Source organism: uncultured Acetobacteroides sp. (assembly GCF_963667355.2).
Lineage (GTDB): Bacteria > Bacteroidota > Bacteroidia > Bacteroidales > ZOR0009 > Acetobacteroides.
In genome coordinates this window covers 1,369,998-1,390,269 of sequence record NZ_OY763328.2, presented here as the reverse complement: position 1 = coordinate 1,390,269, position 20,272 = coordinate 1,369,998, and the positions used below count along the sequence as shown (strand labels likewise).

Genomic DNA, 20,272 nt, shown 5'->3' with positions numbered 1-20,272 from the left:
GATACTAGAGTCTTAATACTTGATACTTGTGCCTATTCCCTACTTAATCATCCCGGCCACAATCGGCCTCAGTCCGCTGAAGAAGAACTCCACGGCAATCACCATAACGATGAGGCCCATCAGGCGCATCATCACGTTGTTGCCGGTTTCGCCCATCACCTTAAGGATGCGCGACGAGCTGAAGAGGATGATGTAGGTGAGCAGCATCACCACCGTCAGGGCTGCGATGAGGATCAGCTTATGGGCGATGGAGGTGGCGTCCTCCATCAGCACGATGGCGTTGGTGATGGCGCCCGGACCGCAAATCATCGGTATGGCCAGCGGGGTGATGGAGATGTCGTTGACGTAGGCCTTTACCTCCGACTTCTTCACCTTGATGTGCACCAGCCTTGCCTGCAGCATGTCCAGCCCCATGATGAAGAAGATAACCCCACCTACAACGCGGAAACTGTTTACCGAGATCCCGAAGAACTTGAAGAGCAGCTGCCCCGAAAAGGCAAACGCCAGAATGGTGATGAATGCCGCAATGGTGGCCTTCTTGGCGGTGCGGGTGCGCTCGGCATCGTCGAGGGTCGAGGTCATCGTCATAAAGATGGTCATCGTGCCCAGCGGGTTAATCAGGGTAAAGAAGGAGGTGAAGGCCAAGAGGCCAAAGGAGAGGAGCTCGTTACTCATGGGTGGAATTTTGGTGATTTTGCCGTGCAAGTTAGCCATTATTACCAGGAGTGGGTGCGGCTTGGGCAGCTCTTGTATGCGTTAATTAAGATGAAAGGCTTGTGCGCATGGCGGGAAACGCCCTATCTTTGACCCATTGACCAAAATGGTCAAACAATATAACACGAAATGGTACTAATCACGCATTGTGGCGAAAATTGCGATAAGCTTAACGCCATCCTCGATGCAGCGCAGCGGCGTTTTGGCATGTACGGCTACGAGAAGACATCGGTAAGCGAGATCGCCGCCGACTTAAGCATGTCTAAGGCATCTATCTACTACTACTTCTCCGATAAGGGGGGGCTTTTTATGGCCGTAATCGACCGCGAGCACTCGGAATTTGTTCGTATGGTAGAGCAGGAGTGCGAACCGCTAACCGACCCTGCCGATATGCTTCGGGCCTACGTCAGGGTTAACATTGGCTTCTTCCGCAAGCTCCTCAACCTAACTAGGGTGAAGCATGCCGAGGTGATGCACAACAAGGAGATCCATCAGATGATCTGCCAGCTGCGCCAAAACGAGCAGGCCATTCTCGAAAAGGTGCTTGCCAGCGGCACTGACCTTGGCTTGTTCCGCATTGCCGATGCCAAGGAGATGTCCGAGCTCTTTCTCGACCTGCTGCGGGGGCTTCGGCGAATGGTTTTAGGGAAGAAGGACGTGTTCTACCTCAACGACGATGAGTTCAACAGCCTGGTGAAAAAGGTGGAGATCTTCACGGAGATCTTCATTAAGGGGATAAGCGCATAGGTTACGACACAAGTATCACGTCGATGTTTTGGAAGGTACTAGATGAAGCCCCGAAGGGGTGAAATCTTAGTAGCCCCGGGATTTATCCCGGGGAATCAAGGAATGACCCTACAATATGTCGCATCTGCAGTCTTATAAAAAAGGAATAACGATATATGCGGCATAATGCAGAGGTTTCATAAAGGAGAAAAAAGAGGCTCCGAATTGTTTTAATGCAGCTTTCCGAAAAGATCACCCCGAAGAGGGGTATAGCCTAAAAAGCGACAGTAAATGAAATTATAATATCAACCATGGGAAACCCAAAGAAGAAAAGTAAAAAGGTATTCATTCCGCTAGCGGCAGTAGCTGCGCTAATAATTGGTGGTGCGTACTACTACTACACCGAGTATTCGCGCTACATTAAGACGGACGATGCGCATGTCGATTCCGACAACGTTGCCGTTAGCGCAAAGATGCTCGGTCGAATTGCCAAGCTATACGTCGACGAGCAGGATTCGGTGAAGCAGGGACAGTTAGTGGCCGAACTCGACAGCACCGACCTGCTGGCGCAGAAGCGTCAGGCCGAGGCGCAGATAAGCCAGGCGCAGGCCAATCAGACCCAAGCCGAAGCAAAGTTGGCCTACGATCAGGACAATATTAAGGTGCTAGAGGTAAGCCTTGCGCGTGCCAGCGAGGACTACGAGCGAGCAAAGGAGCAGCTTGCTGGCGATGTGATAACCAAGGAGCAGTTTGCCCATACCAAGAAAACGTATGAGGCTGCAAAGGCTCAGCTTGCGGCGGCAAAAACGCAGCTTAACGTATCGCGCTCGCAGATATCCAGCGCCAGCGCCGCCATTGGTAGCGCTAATGCACAGGTTGGGGTAGTTGCCTCGCAGCTCCGCAACGCTAAGCTCTACGCCCCCATGGATGGCGTCATTGCCAAGCGCTGGCTGCTTGCGGGCGATGTTGCGCAGCCCAGCCAATCGATATACACCATAACGAATACCAAGAAGCTGTGGGTGGTGCTCTTCATCGAAGAATCTAATTTAGCGGGTATACATATGGGGCAGGCAACCGAGTTTACCCTCGACAGCTACCCAGGCGTAACGTTTACGGGCAAGGTGTACGCTATAGGATCGAACACCGCCGGACAGTTCTCACTAATCCCCGCTAACAATGCATCGGGAAACTTTACCAAGGTTACGCAGCGTGTCTCGGTAAAGGTTTCGATAGATGGAACAAAGAGTGGCGAGCCTGCTTCGAAGTATCGAATACTCTCAGGTATGTCGGCCGTCGTAAAAATCATTAAAGACTAGCCATGCGAAGGAGAACAACCCCTTCTCATAAAATACGCAAGCTCCTCCGAAAGCGAAATTCGTCGTTTCACCCCATGCATAAATCGTACAAGTGGTGGCTGCTGGGTAACGTGATGATAGGAACCTTTATGGCCGTGCTCGATGCAACCATCGTAAACGTAGGGTTGCCAAAGATAATGGCCTCTTTTGGGGTGGGGCTCGATAAGATAGAGTGGGTGATTACCGCCTACATGCTGGCCATGGCTGTTATGCTGCCTACTGCAGGGTGGCTGGCCGATCGTTTTGGATACAAGCGTATCTACTTTGTCGGCTTGATGCTCTTTACAGTAGGGTCGCTCCTGTGTGGAATGTCGGGCAATGAGAATATGCTCATCATCTCGCGAATTATCCAGGGATTTGGAGCTGGAGCCATTCAGCCGGTGGGTATGGCCATTGTAACGCGCGAGTTTCCTCCGCAGCAGCGTGGGGTTGCTCTTGGATTCTGGGCCATATCGGCTGCCGCATCGGTGTCGTTTGGTCCCCTAATTGGCGGCTATTTGGTAGATACCTTTAGCTGGCCGCTAATTTTTGATGTAAACGTACCTATTGGTATCATCGGATTGCTTGCTACTATTGTTATTCAGCGCGAGTACAAAAATCCTCGAATCAAGAGTTTCGACTTCTGGGGATTCATAACAGTGAGCACTTTCCTTCCGTTGGTGCTTTACGCCCTTACCGAAGGAAACGCGGCAACCAACTCGGCGGGATGGCATGCGCCGTATATCCTTGTTTGCTTTGCCATATCGGCATTAGCCTTTGTGGGGTTTATTACGGCCGAGTTAACCGTAAAGAATCCGCTTATAGACCTGCGGCTGCTAACCAACCACAACTTCGGATTGGCAAACCTTGTAACTTTCATCTTTAGCGTGGGGATGTTTGGGAGTACCTTTTTGCTCCCGTTGTATCTCCAAAACTCGTTAGGGTATACGGCAATTCAGTCGGGGGCAGTTTTTCTTCCGGTTGGTATAATTCAAGGGATGATGTCGCCGCTGTCGGGCTTAATGGGCGATAAGATTAACCCAAAGATTCCTATTGCAACGGGTATTGTGCTGTTGGCAACTTCGTTTTTCCTTAACTCGAAGCTGTCGTACCTAACCGAGCATCACTACGTAATGCTCAGCCTCTACATTCGAGGCTTTGCTCTAGGGATACTTTTTACTCCGCTAAGCGCGATCTCCTTGTCCGAGATTCCTCGCGAGAAGATGGGGCAGGCCTCCAGTATCTCGAACGTGATTCGCCAGCTGGCGGGAAGTTTTGGTGTTGCCATACTGGCCACCATGCTTACCACCCGTGTTACCTACCATACGCAGATGTATGCGCAGAGCGTCGATCCGCAGTCGCCTGCATATAAAACAGCAGTGGTAAAGGCTACAACTTACATACAAACACATGCAGGGAGTTCGCCGGCAAATGCTCAGGTGCAGGCAAAAACGCTGGTGGTGCAGCAGCTAAGCAAGGAGGCGTACATCCAGGGAATTGACGACGACTTCCTGATTGCCGGAGTGATAACGCTCCTAGGAGGTATTCCGCTATTTTGGCTGCATACCAAGAAACGATCATCAAAAAATGAAAAACCAGCTATCCATGAATAATATCATAGTAGCCAAAGGGCTTAGAACCATTGCTTGTAGCGCAATGACTGTAGCGTTACTTGCTATTACGGGCTACAGCGCAACGGCGCAGAAGGCAGATACGCTCTTTATAGATCAGGCCATTAAGGAGGCGGTAGATACGCATCCAACAGTATTGCAGGCGGCTGAGGCTCTTAAAGTAGCCGATGCTCGCATTGCACTTGCCAAGTCGAATTACCTGCCAACCGTAGATGGGGTGGCAACGGTGTCGCATATTGGACCAGTTCCGAGCATCGACTTTGGAGGAAAATCATTTAAAATGGCACCTGACAACAGCTACAATGCAGGTGTGAATGTCAACCAGCTCATATATGATTTTGGAAAGACCAAGAATGATGTTTCTGCCGAAACGCAAAGTAAAAATCTGGCAACGGTTACCATCGAACAGGCAAAGCAGCGTATTGCATCATCGGTGGTGGGTACCTACCTTTCGCTACTCTACCTTCAAAAGGCAAAAGACATAAAGAATGAGCAGCTAAGAACGCTGAATAGCCATCTCGATATTGTAACAAAGAAGAAGGCTACGGGATCGGCTACGGAGTACGAGATTCTTACTACTAAGGTGCGAATCTCGAATATCGAAAGCCAACGTTCTGATATCATAACCTCTTTAGGTGTTCAACAGGCTGTGTTAAATACATTGTTGGGGCGCGAGGTCGGCAGCCCTGTTGCTGTTGCAAAAAGCATCCCGGCAAATCAACCCAATGTGGCCGCCGATTCGCTTTACCGTTATGCATTTGCTAATAGAAGCGAGCTTAAGGCTGCATCCGAAAAAGCAACGTTAGCCGAGATGAAGTATAAGCTTGCCAAAATGCAGAATAGCCCAACGCTATCGGCATTTGCTAATGGAGGTGTTAAGAATGGCTATGTCCCTTACCTAAACGATCCTAAGATGAATTATGCCGTTGGCTTATCATTTCGTATCCCCATCTTTGATGGTAATCGTACCGCTACTAATGCGATAATTGCACATTCGGCAATAGTAAGCAGTGGCTACGATGCTGAGGCAATTCGTCGGAATGTGTCAATCGAGGTTGCTGAGGCAAAACTTAGCATGGAGGCTGCACAATCGAAGATTAGGCAGTTCGAAATGCAGCAGCAGCAAGCACTAAAGGCTCTTCAGTTGGCAGAAGCGAGCTACAAAGCAGGTTCCATTACAAACCTCGACTTACTTGATGCTACCACATCGCTTTCCGAGAGCCAGCTATACCTGATTAAATCCAAAATCGATTACAGCAATAGTCTATACAAGTTGAAGGTGGCATTGGGAGAGCATCTTTACTAGTGGAGGTGTGTAGAAGTGCTTGTCTTTTTCAAGTATAAAGTTAGAGGGCATCTCATTTTTGAGATGCCCTCTAACTTTAATACAGGACGCTTTCAATATGTTAGAATGTGACTTTGAATTCTACGCGTCGATTTAGGGCTCTTCCCTTATCAGAGTAGTTGTCGCTGACGGGTTGGGTGTCGCCAAAACCTGAGGTTTTAATGCGCTTTGTCGCTATTCCTTTCTCGATAAAATATGCTTTTACGGCATCGGCTCTTTCTTGGGATAGCTTTAGGTTGTGCTCTGGTGTTCCAATGTTGTCGGTATGCCCATCAATTTCGATGTTGTAGGAGGGGTTGTTGTTTAGTACACCAACGACCTCATCGATGATTGGATAGGAAACGCTAAGGATGATAGATTTACCAGACTGGAATTGGATGCCGCGAAGGGCTTTGTCGAATACCAACTTCTCTGCTGCAGTTATCTCTGGGCAACCCTTGTTTGCAGCGACTCCTGCTTGGTCGGGGCATTTGTCGTCGATATCAGGTATGCCATCGCCATCTCTGTCGGGGCAACCCTTAAGTGCCACAGGTCCTGCCATGCTTGGACATCTATCTAGAGGGTCTGGAATACCATCTCCATCACTATCGGGGCATCCTTGGAATTGTGCTAGACCTTTTGTTGTTGGACACTTGTCCTCGTAATCGGGTATTCCATCTTCGTCGCTGTCTGGACATCCTTGGAACTGTGCTAAGCCTTTTGTTGTTGGGCATCTATCTTCGGAATCTCTAATACCATCTCCATCTGTATCTGGACAACCTTCGAATTGAGCGAGCCCTTTTATGTTTGGGCATTGATCTTCGGAATCCTTAATTCCATCTCCATCAGAGTCGGGGCAGCCGGAGAGGGTTATTAAGCCTGGTATGTCAGGACAAAGATCGTACTTGTTTACTACTCCATCATTATCGTTGTCCTTGTTGCGTTTCCCTCCAATGCTGAATACAAAACCGATGGTGTGCGAGGCAAACTGGTCGTTATGCCCGTTTGCACGACCATCGCGCTTATCGCGGTTGGTGAAGTTGTAAAGCAGCTGGTACTGCATGGCAAAACTGTTGCAGAAGTTGTACTTAATGCCTCCTCCAACTGGGATGATGTAGTCGCGTCCATTCCAGATGCGGCCGCCGCTTACGTGGGCAAGCCCAAGACCTGCCGAGATGTATGGGGCTAGCTTAACCGTTTCGTTAAGGATGTAGCCGTTAGTTAACTTATAGGTCAGCAGTAGGCTGGCATCGGTTTTACTTCCAAAAAAACTGCGGGCTTCATCCTTCTTATAGCCATACTCGCCGTAGGAGGCAAAAAGGCCTACGTCGAAAGAACTGTTGATGTATCGGGTAAGCGAAATTGCTCCGATTGGATAGAATGCTTTGTTAAAGTCAAGAAAAGCATTTCCCCAATCTCCATTGTACTCCGTTTTACCACCGAATACTCCTATCGCCCACCTGTTTTCTGTGTTTTGTGCGACTGACACAGATAGCAAGCCGATTAGCAGTGATGATAAAAATAACTTTTTCATGATTGCTTCTTGGTTAATTGGTTCTCGCCCTACTCGTATGGCTTTTCGGTTCCGCCCAGTTTCTTGAGTGTTTTTTGGTTCGGCGAGTGGCTTGCTTGTAGATGTCTTCCCTGTTAGGGTTTCGTTTGTACCGTTATCTTGAACTTAAAAACGATGAAAGTTCTTTAATGTTTATTTCAGGTCGGGTTTTATTCTTTGGGATAGATTTAGCTGTAAACCAAACTTTGTAGAGTTGAGTTGGACTAGCTGCTTTGACAACCTTTGTCCTGATTGATGGAGGTTTAAGCCAAATAATAACATTAAAGGAAACTTAGAAATTGAAAAAGTTACCGGATTCGAATGGATTTTACCGCATTTTTTTGAAATATTTGCGGGACTATTTGAATTTGACATGAGGGTTAAGAGGGGATTGACTGTATTGTTTTGGGTTGTTCTGAGTGGGGTTGTATGCGAGGTTCATGCTCAGTATGTGAATATGCCGCTGGTGCATTATCTTACGGATACGACACTTAGTCGAAATCATAGCCCATTTCCGGATCCTTTTTATAAGGAGAAGTTGGATAATAATTTTCAGCGGGTTACCACCAGCAAGGTATTCCAGATTAGCTATATCCCAGCAGGGCTGTTTGTGCTTGCCGATATTGCCTGTCAGGATGACAACTCTGTTCGAACCTCTCGGAACTTTAACATCCCTCAGTTTAGCTACCACTACGACGACTATCTGCAGTATGCCCCAGGGATACTGACCTATGCGCTAAAAGCGTTTGGTGTAGAGGGGCGTAGCTCTTGGGGACGGCTTGCCACGTCTACCGGAATATCGTTGGCCATTATGGGGGCTACCGTAAATACGCTTAAGACAACCATTCACAAGGAGCGCCCCGACAACTCTGCCAATAACTCCTTTCCTTCGGGGCATACCTCCATGGCCTTTATGGCTGCCACCTGGCTCCATAAGGAGTATGGGGTGACGCGAAGCCCTGTATACAGCGTCTTGGGGTATGCTACGGCTACCTCCATTGCCGTTGGCAGGGTTCTGAACAACAAGCATTGGCTGTCGGATGTGCTGACAGGTGCAGGGGTGGGGATTCTTTCGTCGGAGCTGGGCTACTACTTTGGCGATATGATTTACGGCGAAAAGGGGATATCGGGTAGGGCCGTAAACCAGACGCTTCCTCCGATGGATGCTCGGCCCAGCTTTTGGAGCATATCCTCGGGGCACTCGACGCGCAACAACTCGGTAGAACTTGAAGATAATACGGTAATCAGCGTAAAAACGGGCTTCTATGTTGCCACCGAAGGGGCTTGGTTTATTACCCCTTACTTTGGAATAGGGGCTAAAATTGCGGAGCGTACCCATATCCTTGAGCCCGAAAATCCGGAGCTAATCATGAGCCGGCCTTTCCTTAATGGTTCTATCGATCATGTGGAGTCTGGCATTATGTCGGTTTACACCTTTCAGGTTGGCCCCTACTTTTCGTTACCGATAACGCGCCGATTTGCCCTTGGCTGCGATATCATCGGTGGATATTCGGGAGCAACCACCTCCTCTATCATCCTTTCAAAAAAGCCCACTTCGCCGACGGCTCCTGCTCAGACCATTGTGGCCTACCGCTCGAAGTGCAACAATAGCTTTGGGATGGAAGCGGGCATTTCGTGTAGAACTATGGTTGCCCGTAACATGGGCATTAAGTTTTTTACCAACTACTCCGTGGGGATAGCCCGCCCCCGCTATTCGGCAATTGTTGGAATGAACGATGGTACTCCAGTATACTCCAGTTACAAAAATGCTCGGGATGCCTCCCAGAACCTTATCATCGGTATTGGAATAAACGGGTACTTCTGGTAGCCGGAAAAGCTTCGTAGGGCGTAAGGCCCACTCCCTGATGGTGCATCCTCATCCCCAAGTGGTATACCCTTTTCCCCAGGCGGTATACCCCCATCCCCGAGTGGTATACCCTCGTTCCCGAGCCGTATAGCCCCATTCCCGAATGGTATACCCTCATCCCCAAGTGGTATACCCTCTTCCCCAGGCGGTATACCCCCATCCCCGAGTGGTGTACCCTCGTTCCCGACCCGTATAGCCCCATTCCCGAATGGTATACCCTCATCCCCAAGTGGTATAACCTTGCTCCCGGATCGTATGCTCTTCTTCCCGCACGGTGTTGCCTTTTTCTCCGTTGTTGCCTCGCCTACCCTGTTGGGTTGATGCCTGCTGCTGCTGGGGACGGTTTGTCTCCCATATTTGAGGATGCTGTGGCATCCCGAAGCTCTATTTTTCCTACCTTCGCAGCCTAAAGCAACAGACGCTAATGGGTTTAAAACGAGCGCTAATTCTTACCTACTACTGGCCGCCAAGCGGTGGGGCAGGGGTGCAACGCTGGCTGAAGTTCGTGAAGTACCTTCGCGAATACGGCTACGAGCCTGTGGTTTACACCGCAGCGAACGGCGAAATGCCGGTGTATGATCCGACGCTGGCCGACGACATCCCCGCAGGGGTAGAGGTCGTTCGTACGGAGATTTGGGAGCCCTACCACCTCTACAAGAAGCTGGTTGGGGGCAAGTCGAAGGAGAAGATCAATACCGGATTCCTATCCGAAACGGGTAAGCCGAAGCTCACCCAGAAGCTAGGCGTATGGATTCGCGGCAACTTCTTCATCCCCGATGCCCGATGCTTTTGGATAAAGCCTTCGGTGAAGTACCTCGCTGGCTACCTAAAGGATCATCCGGTTGATATCGTCATCTCCACCGGACCTCCGCACACCATGCACATGATTGCCCTCGGGCTCAAGCACCGGCTCAACATCCCGTGGGTGGCCGATTTCCGCGATCCGTGGACCAACATCGACTTCTACAAGGATTTGATGCTAACCCGGCTGGCCGACTGGCGCCACCACAGCATGGAGCGGCGCGTGATCCGCCATGCCGACTACGTGGTTACCGTTACCAAGCAGGATCGCGACGACTACCTGCGCATGGGGGCGAAAAAGGCTGTAACCATCACCAACGGCTACGACGAGGACGACTTTAAGGTGGATGGCGTAGCGCTCGACGCGCAGTTTACCCTCTCGCATATCGGAACCATCCCGCCATCGCGCAACCCCGAGGCGCTCTGGAAGGCCATATCATCCCTGGTAAAAAAGGATGATGCCTTTGCCCGCGACTTTCGGCTTAAGCTGGTGGGTAAGGTTGATGTCTCGGTTCGCCAGATGATTGCCAAGTATGGGCTTGATGCCAGCGTTACCTTTATCGACTACCTGCCGCATGCCGAGGCGGTGCGGCAGCAGCTGCAGTCGCGGGCATTGCTGCTGCTCGTAAACAATACGCCCAACGCCAAGGGCATCCTCACCGGGAAGTTCTTCGAGTACCTGGCAACGGGTAGGCCTGTGGTGGCCATCGGTCCTACAGATGGCGAGGTGGCAGCCGTGCTTCGCAGTACAGGTGCCGGCTTGTGCTCCGACTTCGAGGATGCCGATACGTTGGCTCAAAATATCGAGGCCCTATACCGTCAGCTTAAGGAGCATGGCGACTGCAGCAATGCATCGTCGGGTGCCAGCCAGTTCTCGCGCCGGAACCTTACCGCCGAGATGGCAAAGGTGATGGATGAGGTGGTTGGATGTAGACTTTAGACTTTAGACCTTAGACCTTAGACTTTAGATGCTAGATATTAGATGACAGCTAGAGAAAAGAGTAGATTTTCTCTAGGTCCTCCGATTCGTTTTTTGAGGGGGGCTCTAACGTCTAAACTCTAATATCTCAATACTAAATTTTGTATGAAAAAAATAGTTACCATAGTGGGGGCGCGCCCACAGTTTGTAAAGGCAGCAGCCGTTTCGCGCGCCATTGCTCAGACCAGCATTCAAGAGGTGATTGTCCATACTGGGCAGCACTTCGATAAGAACATGTCGGAGGTGTTTTTTCAGGAAATGGAAATACCCCAGCCCGACTACATGCTCGACATCCACAGCCTCAGCCATGGGGCAATGACCGGGCGTATGATCGAGAAGATCGAAGAAGTTCTTCTGAAAGAGAAGCCCGACGGGCTGATGGTTTACGGCGATACCAACTCTACCTTAGCAGGCGCCATTGCGGCATCGAAGCTGCACATCCCAATCATCCATGTGGAGGCCGGCCTACGCTCGTTCAACATGATGATGCCCGAGGAGGTTAACCGTATCCTCACCGACAGGATCTCTAGTCTACTCTTTTGTCCCACCGATGCCGCTATCGAAAACCTGAAGAAGGAAGGATTTGGTGGCTACAGCGCAAAAATCGTAAAGAATGGCGATGTGATGCAGGATGCCGCCATATTCTACGCCGCCCGCTCGGCGGAGAAGTCGAAGGCTATTGCATCGCTTGGCGTAGCGGATGGTTTTGTGCTTGCCACCATTCACCGCCAGGAGAACACCGACGATCCCGCAAAGCTCCGTGCCATTGTCGATGGCTTGAACATCATCAACCGCGAGCGTAAGGTTATCGTGCCGCTGCATCCTCGTACACGAGGGATATTGGCCGCACAGGGCATTGCCCCAGAGTTTACCATTATCGATCCGGTTGGATACTTCGATATGGTAGAGCTGCTCAAGCATTGCGCCCTGGTTGTAACCGATAGCGGTGGCGTGCAGAAGGAGGCTTTCTTCTTCGGAAAGCCCTGCATCACCGCCCGCGAGCAAACCGAATGGGTGGAGCTTGTGGAGAAAAACTTCAATATTCTCGTTGGTTCCGATACCGAAAAGATGGTGGAAGCCTACCGTCAATCCATGCAGCGCCGCTACGATTTCGACGTCAACCTTTACGGAAACGGTAAGGCTTCGGCTGTTGTTGCGCAGGAGATTGAACACTTTTAGCGGTTTTACGTCAAATCCATCGGCGTAAAACGAAATGTTTTTTACTTTTACCGACTAGTTGTTAAGATGATGCTCGAAAGAACATTATCATCAAAAATATAATTGAAAAGGAAAGAGCCAATGCATCCAATTTTGAAGAAGTCGTTGCCCCACATTGCGGCAATTCTATTTTTCTTAGTGTTATCGTACGTTTTGTTTGCGCCACAGCTACAGGGAATGCAGCTACAGCAAAGCGATAATCAGCAGTTTCAGGGAATGTCGAAGGAGCTAAACGACTACCGCGCTAGAACAGGCGAGGAGGCGCTTTGGACCAACAGCATGTTTGGTGGAATGCCCTCGTACCTTATATCAACGGTGTATAAGACCAACTACATCCGCTATGTCGATAATTTTCTTCAGCTAGGGCAGTCGCGCCCTGCCAGCTTCCTTTTCATCATGCTTCTGGGAAGCTACATCCTGATGCTTGCCTTTGGAATGAATCCATGGCTGGGAGTTGTTGGCTCGTTGGCGCTTTCGCTTTCGTCGTACTACTTCATTATTATAGCCGTTGGGCACAACTCCAAGATGATTGCCATTGCCTATCTCGTGCCGCTTATCGGGAGCATTATCTTGGCATATCGAAAGAAGCTTTGGTTGGGAGTGGCGCTGGCTAGCCTATTCCTAGGACTGGAACTCTATGCAGGGCATCCCCAGATTACCTACTACGGTGCATTCATTATTTTCTTCTTCATAGTTGCAGAGGCAATTCGCTCGTATCACGAAAAAATCCTAAAGCATTTTGCAAAGGTGTCGGCTGCACTTTGTATTGCTCTGGTGTTGGGCATAGGAGCAAATTTCTCGCACTTGTATCTCGTGTGGGATTATGGAAAGGACTCAATTCGTGGTAAAAGCGAGCTAACCCATAATGCCGAAAATAAAACGTCGGGTCTCGATAAGGATTATGCGCTAAGCTGGAGTTACGGCATTGCTGAAACCTTCGACCTGTTTATCCCAAACCTAATGGGAGGCTCATCGACGATCGGTCTTAAGTCTGATGGCGAAACAGCCAAGACGCTTACCACAATGGGGCAACCTGCCGAGATTGCCGCGCAGATTCCTTCCTACTGGGGGCCGCAGCCTAGCACCTCGGGACCTGTATATGTAGGAGCCGTTGTCGTATTCTTTTTTGTGCTGGGGCTATTCTTCATTCAGGGGGTAACCCGTTGGTGGCTTGTTTGTGCTACCGTGCTGTCCTTCTTGCTGGCATGGGGAAGCAACTTCTTGGGATTCTCCGAGTTCTTCCTCCAGCATGTTCCTATGTACAATAAGTTCCGCACCGTTTCAATGATACTGGTGATAGCCGAAATTACGATTCCAATTGTTGCGCTGCTAGGTCTGAGAAACTTGCTAGAAGGAGAAATATCGAAGGAGCGTGCTTTAAAAGGATTAAAGTGGGCGGCTGGTATTGCAGGAGGTATCGCCTTGTTCTTTGTGCTAATGGGTGGCTCGCTATTCAGCTTCATATCCGAAAACGATAAGCAGATGTTGCCTCAGGAGGCATTAAATATGCTTGGCTCCGCAATTGCCGCCGATAGGGCATCGCTGCTAACTGCCGATGCATGGCGAACATTCATCTTTGTAGCCCTATCAGCAGGTTTAGCATGGTTGGTTATTGCTAAGAAGATAAAGCCAACCTACTTTATGCTTGCACTTGGTGTTCTTATCCTAGTTGATATGGTTCCAGTTAATCATCGTTACCTAAATAAGGACAATTGGGTTCCTGAGGCTCAGGCGCAGGTGCCATTTACTCCAACGCCAGCCGATCTTCAGATTATGAAAGATCCCGGTAACTACAGGGTGCTAAATCTTTCGGTTAGCCCATTTAATGATGCATCAACTTCGTACTTCCATAAGTCGGTTGGTGGATATCATGGGGCTAAGATGCGCCGTTACCAGGAACTGATTGACTTCCACTTGTCGCAAAATAATATGGCGGCATTCAACATGCTTAATACCAAGTATATTATTGTACCGAATCAGAAGACGCAAACGTTGGAAGTACAGCAAAATCCAGGTGCTCTAGGAAATGCTTGGTTTGTGAATTCCATTAAGGTTGTTCCAAATGCTGATGCCGAAATCGAGGCGCTTAAAGGATTCGATCCTCGTCATTTGGCAGTTGTTGATAAAAGGTTCGATAAAGAGCTTGCAGGATTCACTTCAAATGCTGATACTACCGCAAAAATTGAGCTAGTAAAGTACGAACCAAACCATCTCACCTATAAGTCGAACAATAAATCGGCACAGCTAGCCGTTTTCTCCGAGATATACTACAACAAAGGTTGGAATGCGTATGTAAACGGAAAGTTGGCGCCATACCTTCGTGCCAACTACGTGCTTAGGGCAATGGTTGTTCCTGCTGGTGATAATACCGTAGAGTTTAAGTTCGAACCTAAAATGTTCAAGGTTGGCAAATCGATCGATTTGGTTAGCTCATTGTCGATTTTGCTGCTTGCATTCGGTTTGATTGGATACGAGCTTTTCAAACTACTTCGAGATCAAAAACTAGATAGCAAAACCAATGGTTAAAAGCGAAACAAAATCCATTCGAAGGGGCATTCGTAACTCCTATCTATCGTCGATAGTAAGCGTTACGCTGGTACTTTTTCTGCTTGGTACTATGGGGCTAATAATGCTTAACGCCAAGCAACTTTCCGATAATATTCGTGAGACCGTTGGTTTCAACATCTTCCTAAACGAAAACTTATCGGATGCAGAAGTTAACCAATTTAATAGGGCACTTAAAAGTAAACCCTACGTTTTTGATACCAAGCTAACTACCAAAGGTGAGGCTGCTCGTCAGTTCTCACAAGAGTTGGGAGAGGACTTTGTCTCCTTCTTGGGGAAGAATCCGCTGCCAGCCTCTATAACGGTGCAGCTTAAGGCGCAATACTTGGTTGATGCAAACCTTAAAAAAGTTCAAACTGAAATAGAACGAATGCCACAGGTGCAGGAGGTTGTTTTTCAGGATAATTTGGTTGAGACAATAAATGCTAACGTGAAAAAGGTGAGCCTGATTCTTATGGTATTTGCAGGCTTGCTTCTTTTTGTGTCGTTGGTGCTGATAAACAATACCATTCGACTAGCGGTATATGCTCGCAGGCAAATAATAAATACCATGAAACTGGTAGGAGCAACTTCGAGGTTTATACGTCGTCCGTTTTTACTTCGAGGAGTAGCCCACGGACTTTATGCAGGGATGTTTGCCGTTATGATGCTTGTTGGGTTATACTTCTTGGCAAAAGAGGAGGTTGGAGATGTAATTTATCTTAACAACATCCAGTGGATCATTATCCTGTTTGGGGCAATCATCGGCATCGGTGTTGTAATAAACTTTATTTGCACTTACTTTGCAGTGAATAAATTTCTTCGACTAAGGTCGGACGAGATACATTATTAAAACTAGGATTATGGCTAACGAAACAAATAACGAGCGCAAAAATTTTGCAGTTGGTAAAGAGAACCTAAAACTAATTCTAATAGGCTTTATTATAGTTGTTATTGGGTTTGTTTTGATGTCGGGTGGTGGTTCTTCCGATCCAAATGTCTTTGACGAGAGTATTTTTAGTTTCAGGAGAATTACGCTAGCACCAATCGTTGTGCTTGCAGGTTTTGGCTTTGTGATTTACGCAATCATGAAAAAGCCCAAAGGAGGAGAGTAGAAGTTTGATGCTAGTGAGGGAGTAGATGATGTCTTTACATAAGTCTTTTGTCTAATGTCTAAAATCTAGTGTCTATTAAAGGTATTATAGTCTTGTCATATCAACTTTCAGGTATTCCTGTTTGAGAACCTGAAAGATGGTATGGCATATTTTTTAAAATAGTATTGATGAATACTTTACAGGCAATTATTATTTCTATTGTTGAGGGAATTACAGAGTTTCTTCCTATTTCGTCTACAGGTCATATGATTATTACCCAAAAGTTGTTGGGGATAGAGAGCACGGAATTTGTAAAAGCCTTTACGGTGAATATACAATTCGGTGCTATTCTTTCGGTTGTAGTGCTGTATTGGCGTAGGTTTATACCTACATTAAAAACGCTTGGGGTTGATAGTCCTTCTCAAGAATTATCAAAATCACCAATGGAACAGCTTGTGAAATTTTACTTGAAACTACTGGTTGCTTTTCTTCCTGCAGCCGTTATTGGCTTTACGCTTAGCGATTATATTGACAGCTTGCTGGAGAATGTTGTGGTTGTTGCTATATCGCTTGTTTTAGGTGGAATTGTACTGCTGTTTATTGATAATATGTTTGGTAAAGCTGGTGACGATCAAGAGGTAACTTATAAAAAGGCACTCAAGATTGGCTTCTTTCAATGTATTGCGATGGTTCCTGGCGTATCGCGCTCTGCTGCAACAATAATTGGCGGCATGGCTTCGAAGTTAACCCGTCAAAATGCAGCTGAATTTTCGTTTTTCCTGGCAGTTCCAACTATGTTTGCTGCATCGGCATACAAGTTGCTTAAGGACTATCAAGTCCTGCTCGAGGGAAATAACTTGTATATTTTGGTTTTAGGTAACGTTGCCTCCTTTATTGTTGCAATGATATCCATAAAGTACTTGATGAAATATCTTACCAACCATGGCTTCAGAATGTTCGGTTGGTACCGTATTATTGTGGGAACGGTTATCCTTATTTTGGTGGCATTGGGGATTGACTTACAGGTAATGTAATGGCTGCAGAATTGCCTAAATGCATATTTTTTGATGATTATAAACCAGATTGATAGCACTACCAAATTCGAAGAAGGGGTAGTGATTACCATTGATAAACCTTACAAATGGACCTCCTTCGATGTGATTCGAAAAGTTCAATCTATGTTGAGGTATAAGTTAGGAATTAAGAAGATTAAGGTTGGTCATGCAGGTACGCTTGATCCGCTTGCAACAGGTTTGCTGATTGTTTGTATTGGAAAGGCAACAAAAAAAATAGAAAGTTTACAGGCGGAGGAGAAGGAGTACATGGCAAATGTTTGCTTTGGAGCAACAACCCCCTGCTTCGACCTAGAAAAGCCTATTGATGCTGAATATCCTTTTGAACACATCACTGAGGAGAAATTACAACAGATCATTCCCCAGTTTCTTGGCGAACAGGATCAAGTTGCACCGCTCTTTTCGGCGAAGTTGGTGGACGGTGTTCGAGCGTATGAGTTGGCTCGTGGAGGTTCGGATATGGAGTTGAAGCCCCACCGAATCACTATCCACGAGTTGAGGTTGCTTCAGTATAACACTCCTGTTGCCGATTTTATGGTTAGGTGCAGTAAAGGAACGTACATTCGTTCACTTGCACGCGATCTGGGATTAGCCCTTGATAGTGGTGCACACCTTACCGGTTTACGTCGAACTTCCAGTGGAAACTTTCGGGTGGAGGATGCTTATTCGATGGAAAAAATCGAAGAAATGTTTGAAGAACTGAAACAAACAAGAAATTGACACGTACAAAGGACACTTATTGTACCATATAAAGTATCACTAATGAAGCTTTCGCAATACAAATTTGATCTGCCAGCTGAATTAATCGCCAAATTTCCAACCCCAAATCGTGATGAATCAAGGTTGATGGTGCTTAATAGAAAGGATAAAACTATTGAGCATAAAGTTTTTAAAGATTTAATCGACTATTTTGACGATGGCGACGTCATGGTTTTTAATAACACCAAAGTTTTTCCTGCTCGCTTGTATGGAAACAAGGAGAAAACTGGGGCTCAAATTGAGGTGTTCCTATTACGCGAGCTAAATCGTGAACAGCGTCTTTGGGATGTGCTTGTTGATCCTGCGCGGAAAATACGTATTGGAAATAAGCTTTACTTTGGCGATGATGATCTATTAGTCGCTGAGGTAATCGACAATACCACCTCGCGTGGAAGAACTCTTCGTTTTCTTTTTGATGGAAATTACGAGGAATTTAAGGATGTACTCTACAAGTTAGGCGAAACCCCTCTTCCAAAATGGGTGCGTAAAGAGGTTGTTCCAGAGGATGCCGAACGATATCAAACTATATTTGCGAAGCATGAGGGGGCTGTTGCTGCTCCAACTGCAGGTCTTCACTTTAGCCGTGAACTAATGAAGCGTATGGAGATTAAAGGTGTTGATTTTGCAGAAATAACTCTTCACGTTGGGCTTGGTAACTTCCGTACAGTTGATGTGGAAGATCTTACCAAACATAAAATGGATTCCGAGCAGATCATTATTCCTGAGGAGGCTGTTGGTACGATAAATAAGGCAAAGGATGCAAAGAAAAATATTTGTGCTGTTGGAACTACTGTTCTTAGAACGCTCGAAAGTTCTGTTGCCACAAATGGACATCTTAAGCCTTACGATGGTTGGACAAACAAGTTTATTTTTCCACCTTACGAATTCTCTGTGCCAACCAGCATGGTTACAAACTTCCACTTGCCATTATCGACGCTGCTAATGATGGTGTCGGCATTTGCTGGTTACGATTTTCTTTTTGAAGCCTATGAAGTTGCGCTTAAGGAGAAGTACCGTTTTGGGACATATGGTGATGCAATGCTTATTCTCTAATCTTTAACGAATCGAATATATAAAAGCCCGCTGTTGCGGGCTTTTTTGTTGTATAGGGGTTGTTCGTGCGATTTGTGATAATAAAAAAAGGCGTCTATTAAGACGCCTTTGCTCCTCAACTAGGACTTGAACCTAGGACCCCCTGATTAACAGTCAGGTGCTCTAACCAACTGAGCTATTGAGGAATGTTGATGGTTTGAGTAAAACCCAATGTTGTTGCACTTTTTTAATTTGCAAATTTAGGCTTGCTCCTCAACTAGGACTTGAACCTAGGACCCCCTGATTAACAGTCAGGTGCTCTAACCAACTGAGCTATTGAGGAATAGTGTGCTTGATCTCTCAAATGCGTTGCAAATATAGCTGCTCTATTTTAATCTTGCAAACATTTAGAAAGTAAATGAGATAAGCACAATTGGTAAAATTTTTCAATGTTGCGATGTCATTCTGTTATTCAGCCCCTTGTGGTGGGGGTGAAATAGAATAAAATATGTGTCGCTAATTCTGATTTCGGCTAAAGTAAGTATCTTTGGCGCTTCTTTGATCTCGAATAAAACAGAAACAAGATTTACTAGATGACATCAGTTTTAGGCTTGGGCAATGCTCTTGTGGACATTCTTTGTGGCGTACCTAATGACGATTTTCTTAGTCAGTTTGATTTGCCTAAAGGTAGCATGCAGCTAATAGATGAGAATACTGCGCTGAAGATATCTCAGCACGTAAAAAAGTACGAGTTGCGCAAAGCGCCAGGAGGCTCGGCTGCAAATACCATTAATGGACTAGCAAAGTTGGGCGTAAAAACCGGCTTTATAGGTAAGATTGGGAACGACGAGGTTGGTACATTCTTTAAGGAAGATATGATACGAAGTGGTATCATTCCCAACTTAACAATAGGAAAAGCCCCATCGGGTAGAGCCCTGGTTTTTGTAACTCCCGATTCGGAGCGTACGTTTGCTACTTACCTAGGAGCGGCTGTTGAGCTGGTTCCTGATGAACTCGACGAGAAGGAGTTTAAGGGGCATGGATATTTCCATATTGAAGGATACTTGGTGCAAAACCACGACTTGGTGCGTCAGGCTGTTAAGATTGCCAAGAAGCATGGGCTTAAGGTTACCCTAGATTTGGCTAGCTACAATGTGGTGGAGCAAAATATGGAATTCCTTGATGAGATTATTCGCGACTATGTTGATATCGTATTTGCCAACCAGGATGAGGCAAAAGCGTTCACCGGTCTTGATCCAGAAGGTGCCTTGTCGGAACTTGCAGGTTTGTGCGATATTGCCATTGTAAAGGTTGGAAGGAAGGGATCGTTTATCCAACGTGGCAGGGAGGTTCATAAAATTGGTATCATAGAAGCAACGCCACTTGATAAAACTGGTGCGGGGGATTTGTATGCCTCTGGGTTTATCTACGGGTTAATCAATAAGTATCCGCTTAGCGTTTGTGGGGAAATTGGGTCGATTCTTTCGGGTAAGGTAATTGAGGTTGTTGGTCCTAAAATGGACGATCATATTTGGGAAAACATCAAGGAGATGATCTCTGAGGTTACGCCAAAATAAGGGTTGATCTTTGCGAACGTTTCTATATATTTGAGATGAAATGTTAC

16 protein-coding genes and 2 tRNA genes are annotated in these 20,272 nt (G+C 47.0%); 14 read left to right on the top strand and 4 right to left on the bottom strand.

Annotation, left to right across the window (positions count from 1 at the left end):
- Positions 1–39: 39 nt before the first annotated feature.
- Positions 40–675: a MarC family protein gene (locus tag ACHZA1_RS05895; protein ID WP_320054302.1), complete on the bottom strand. Its 636-nt coding sequence runs from the start codon at positions 673–675 to the stop codon at positions 40–42.
- A 168-nt stretch (positions 676–843) separates the two neighbouring features.
- Between ACHZA1_RS05895 and ACHZA1_RS05890 the strand changes: the two genes are divergently transcribed.
- The 4 genes from ACHZA1_RS05890 (at position 844) to ACHZA1_RS05875 (ending at position 5,711) form a co-directional block, all read left to right on the top strand.
- Complete coding sequence (locus ACHZA1_RS05890; RefSeq protein WP_320054301.1) at positions 844–1,461, top strand: TetR/AcrR family transcriptional regulator; 618 nt, start codon at positions 844–846, stop codon at positions 1,459–1,461.
- 290 nt (positions 1,462–1,751) lie between these two features.
- Positions 1,752–2,756, top strand: a complete 1,005-nt coding sequence (locus tag ACHZA1_RS05885; RefSeq protein ID WP_320054300.1) for an HlyD family secretion protein — start codon at positions 1,752–1,754, stop codon at positions 2,754–2,756.
- Between the two features lie 74 nt (positions 2,757–2,830).
- Complete coding sequence (locus ACHZA1_RS05880) at positions 2,831–4,387, top strand: DHA2 family efflux MFS transporter permease subunit (RefSeq protein WP_320054895.1); 1,557 nt, start codon at positions 2,831–2,833, stop codon at positions 4,385–4,387.
- Positions 4,380–5,711, top strand: coding sequence for a TolC family protein (locus ACHZA1_RS05875; protein ID WP_320054299.1), 1,332 nt, complete (start codon positions 4,380–4,382; stop codon positions 5,709–5,711). Before ACHZA1_RS05880 ends, ACHZA1_RS05875 begins: the two co-directional genes overlap by 8 nt.
- 100 nt (positions 5,712–5,811) lie before the next feature.
- Here the strand turns inward: ACHZA1_RS05875 and ACHZA1_RS05870 are convergent, their stop codons facing one another.
- A complete protein-coding gene (locus tag ACHZA1_RS05870; RefSeq protein ID WP_320054298.1) occupies positions 5,812–7,263 on the bottom strand; it encodes an OmpA family protein in 1,452 nt (483 codons plus the stop codon).
- Positions 7,264–7,819: 556 nt separating this feature from the next.
- On the opposite strand from ACHZA1_RS05870, the gene ACHZA1_RS05865 reads away from it, so the two are divergent.
- From ACHZA1_RS05865 to queA, 9 genes are all read left to right on the top strand, one after another.
- Positions 7,820–9,109, top strand: coding sequence for a phosphatase PAP2 family protein (locus ACHZA1_RS05865; protein ID WP_320054297.1), 1,290 nt, complete (start codon positions 7,820–7,822; stop codon positions 9,107–9,109).
- Between the two features lie 463 nt (positions 9,110–9,572).
- Complete coding sequence (locus tag ACHZA1_RS05860) at positions 9,573–10,889, top strand: glycosyltransferase family 4 protein (protein WP_320054296.1); 1,317 nt, start codon at positions 9,573–9,575, stop codon at positions 10,887–10,889.
- A 144-nt stretch (positions 10,890–11,033) separates the two neighbouring features.
- Positions 11,034–12,107, top strand: coding sequence for a non-hydrolyzing UDP-N-acetylglucosamine 2-epimerase (wecB, locus tag ACHZA1_RS05855; RefSeq protein ID WP_320054295.1), 1,074 nt, complete (start codon positions 11,034–11,036; stop codon positions 12,105–12,107).
- Between the two features lie 120 nt (positions 12,108–12,227).
- On the top strand, positions 12,228–14,672 hold the full coding sequence (locus ACHZA1_RS05850; protein WP_320054294.1) for a YfhO family protein: 2,445 nt from the start codon (positions 12,228–12,230) through the stop codon (positions 14,670–14,672).
- Entirely contained in the window at positions 14,665–15,543 is an 879-nt protein-coding gene (locus ACHZA1_RS05845; protein ID WP_320054293.1) for a permease-like cell division protein FtsX, read from the top strand. Before ACHZA1_RS05850 ends, ACHZA1_RS05845 begins: the two co-directional genes overlap by 8 nt.
- 10 nt (positions 15,544–15,553) lie before the next feature.
- Positions 15,554–15,805 (top strand): DUF3098 domain-containing protein, encoded by a 252-nt coding sequence (locus ACHZA1_RS05840; RefSeq protein WP_320054292.1) that lies wholly within the window; start codon positions 15,554–15,556, stop codon positions 15,803–15,805.
- A gap of 167 nt (positions 15,806–15,972) precedes the next feature.
- Entirely contained in the window at positions 15,973–16,818 is an 846-nt protein-coding gene (locus tag ACHZA1_RS05835) for an undecaprenyl-diphosphate phosphatase (protein WP_320054291.1), read from the top strand.
- Between the two features lie 33 nt (positions 16,819–16,851).
- Positions 16,852–17,577, top strand: a complete 726-nt coding sequence (gene truB, locus ACHZA1_RS05830; RefSeq protein WP_320054290.1) for a tRNA pseudouridine(55) synthase TruB — start codon at positions 16,852–16,854, stop codon at positions 17,575–17,577.
- Positions 17,578–17,619: 42 nt separating this feature from the next.
- Positions 17,620–18,669 carry a tRNA preQ1(34) S-adenosylmethionine ribosyltransferase-isomerase QueA gene (gene queA, locus ACHZA1_RS05825; RefSeq protein ID WP_320054289.1) on the top strand — a complete coding sequence of 350 codons (1,050 nt, stop codon included), beginning with the start codon at positions 17,620–17,622 and terminating at the stop codon, positions 18,667–18,669.
- A 111-nt stretch (positions 18,670–18,780) separates the two neighbouring features.
- On the opposite strand, the gene ACHZA1_RS05820 is transcribed toward queA, so the two are convergent.
- Both ACHZA1_RS05820 and ACHZA1_RS05815 read right to left on the bottom strand, forming a co-directional pair.
- Positions 18,781–18,854 (bottom strand) — tRNA-Asn (locus ACHZA1_RS05820).
- Positions 18,855–18,917: 63 nt separating this feature from the next.
- Positions 18,918–18,991: transfer RNA gene (locus tag ACHZA1_RS05815), tRNA-Asn, on the bottom strand.
- A gap of 250 nt (positions 18,992–19,241) precedes the next feature.
- On the opposite strand from ACHZA1_RS05815, the gene ACHZA1_RS05810 reads away from it, so the two are divergent.
- Positions 19,242–20,225 (top strand): adenosine kinase, encoded by a 984-nt coding sequence (locus ACHZA1_RS05810; protein ID WP_320054288.1) that lies wholly within the window; start codon positions 19,242–19,244, stop codon positions 20,223–20,225.
- Positions 20,226–20,272: the final 47 nt, after the last annotated feature.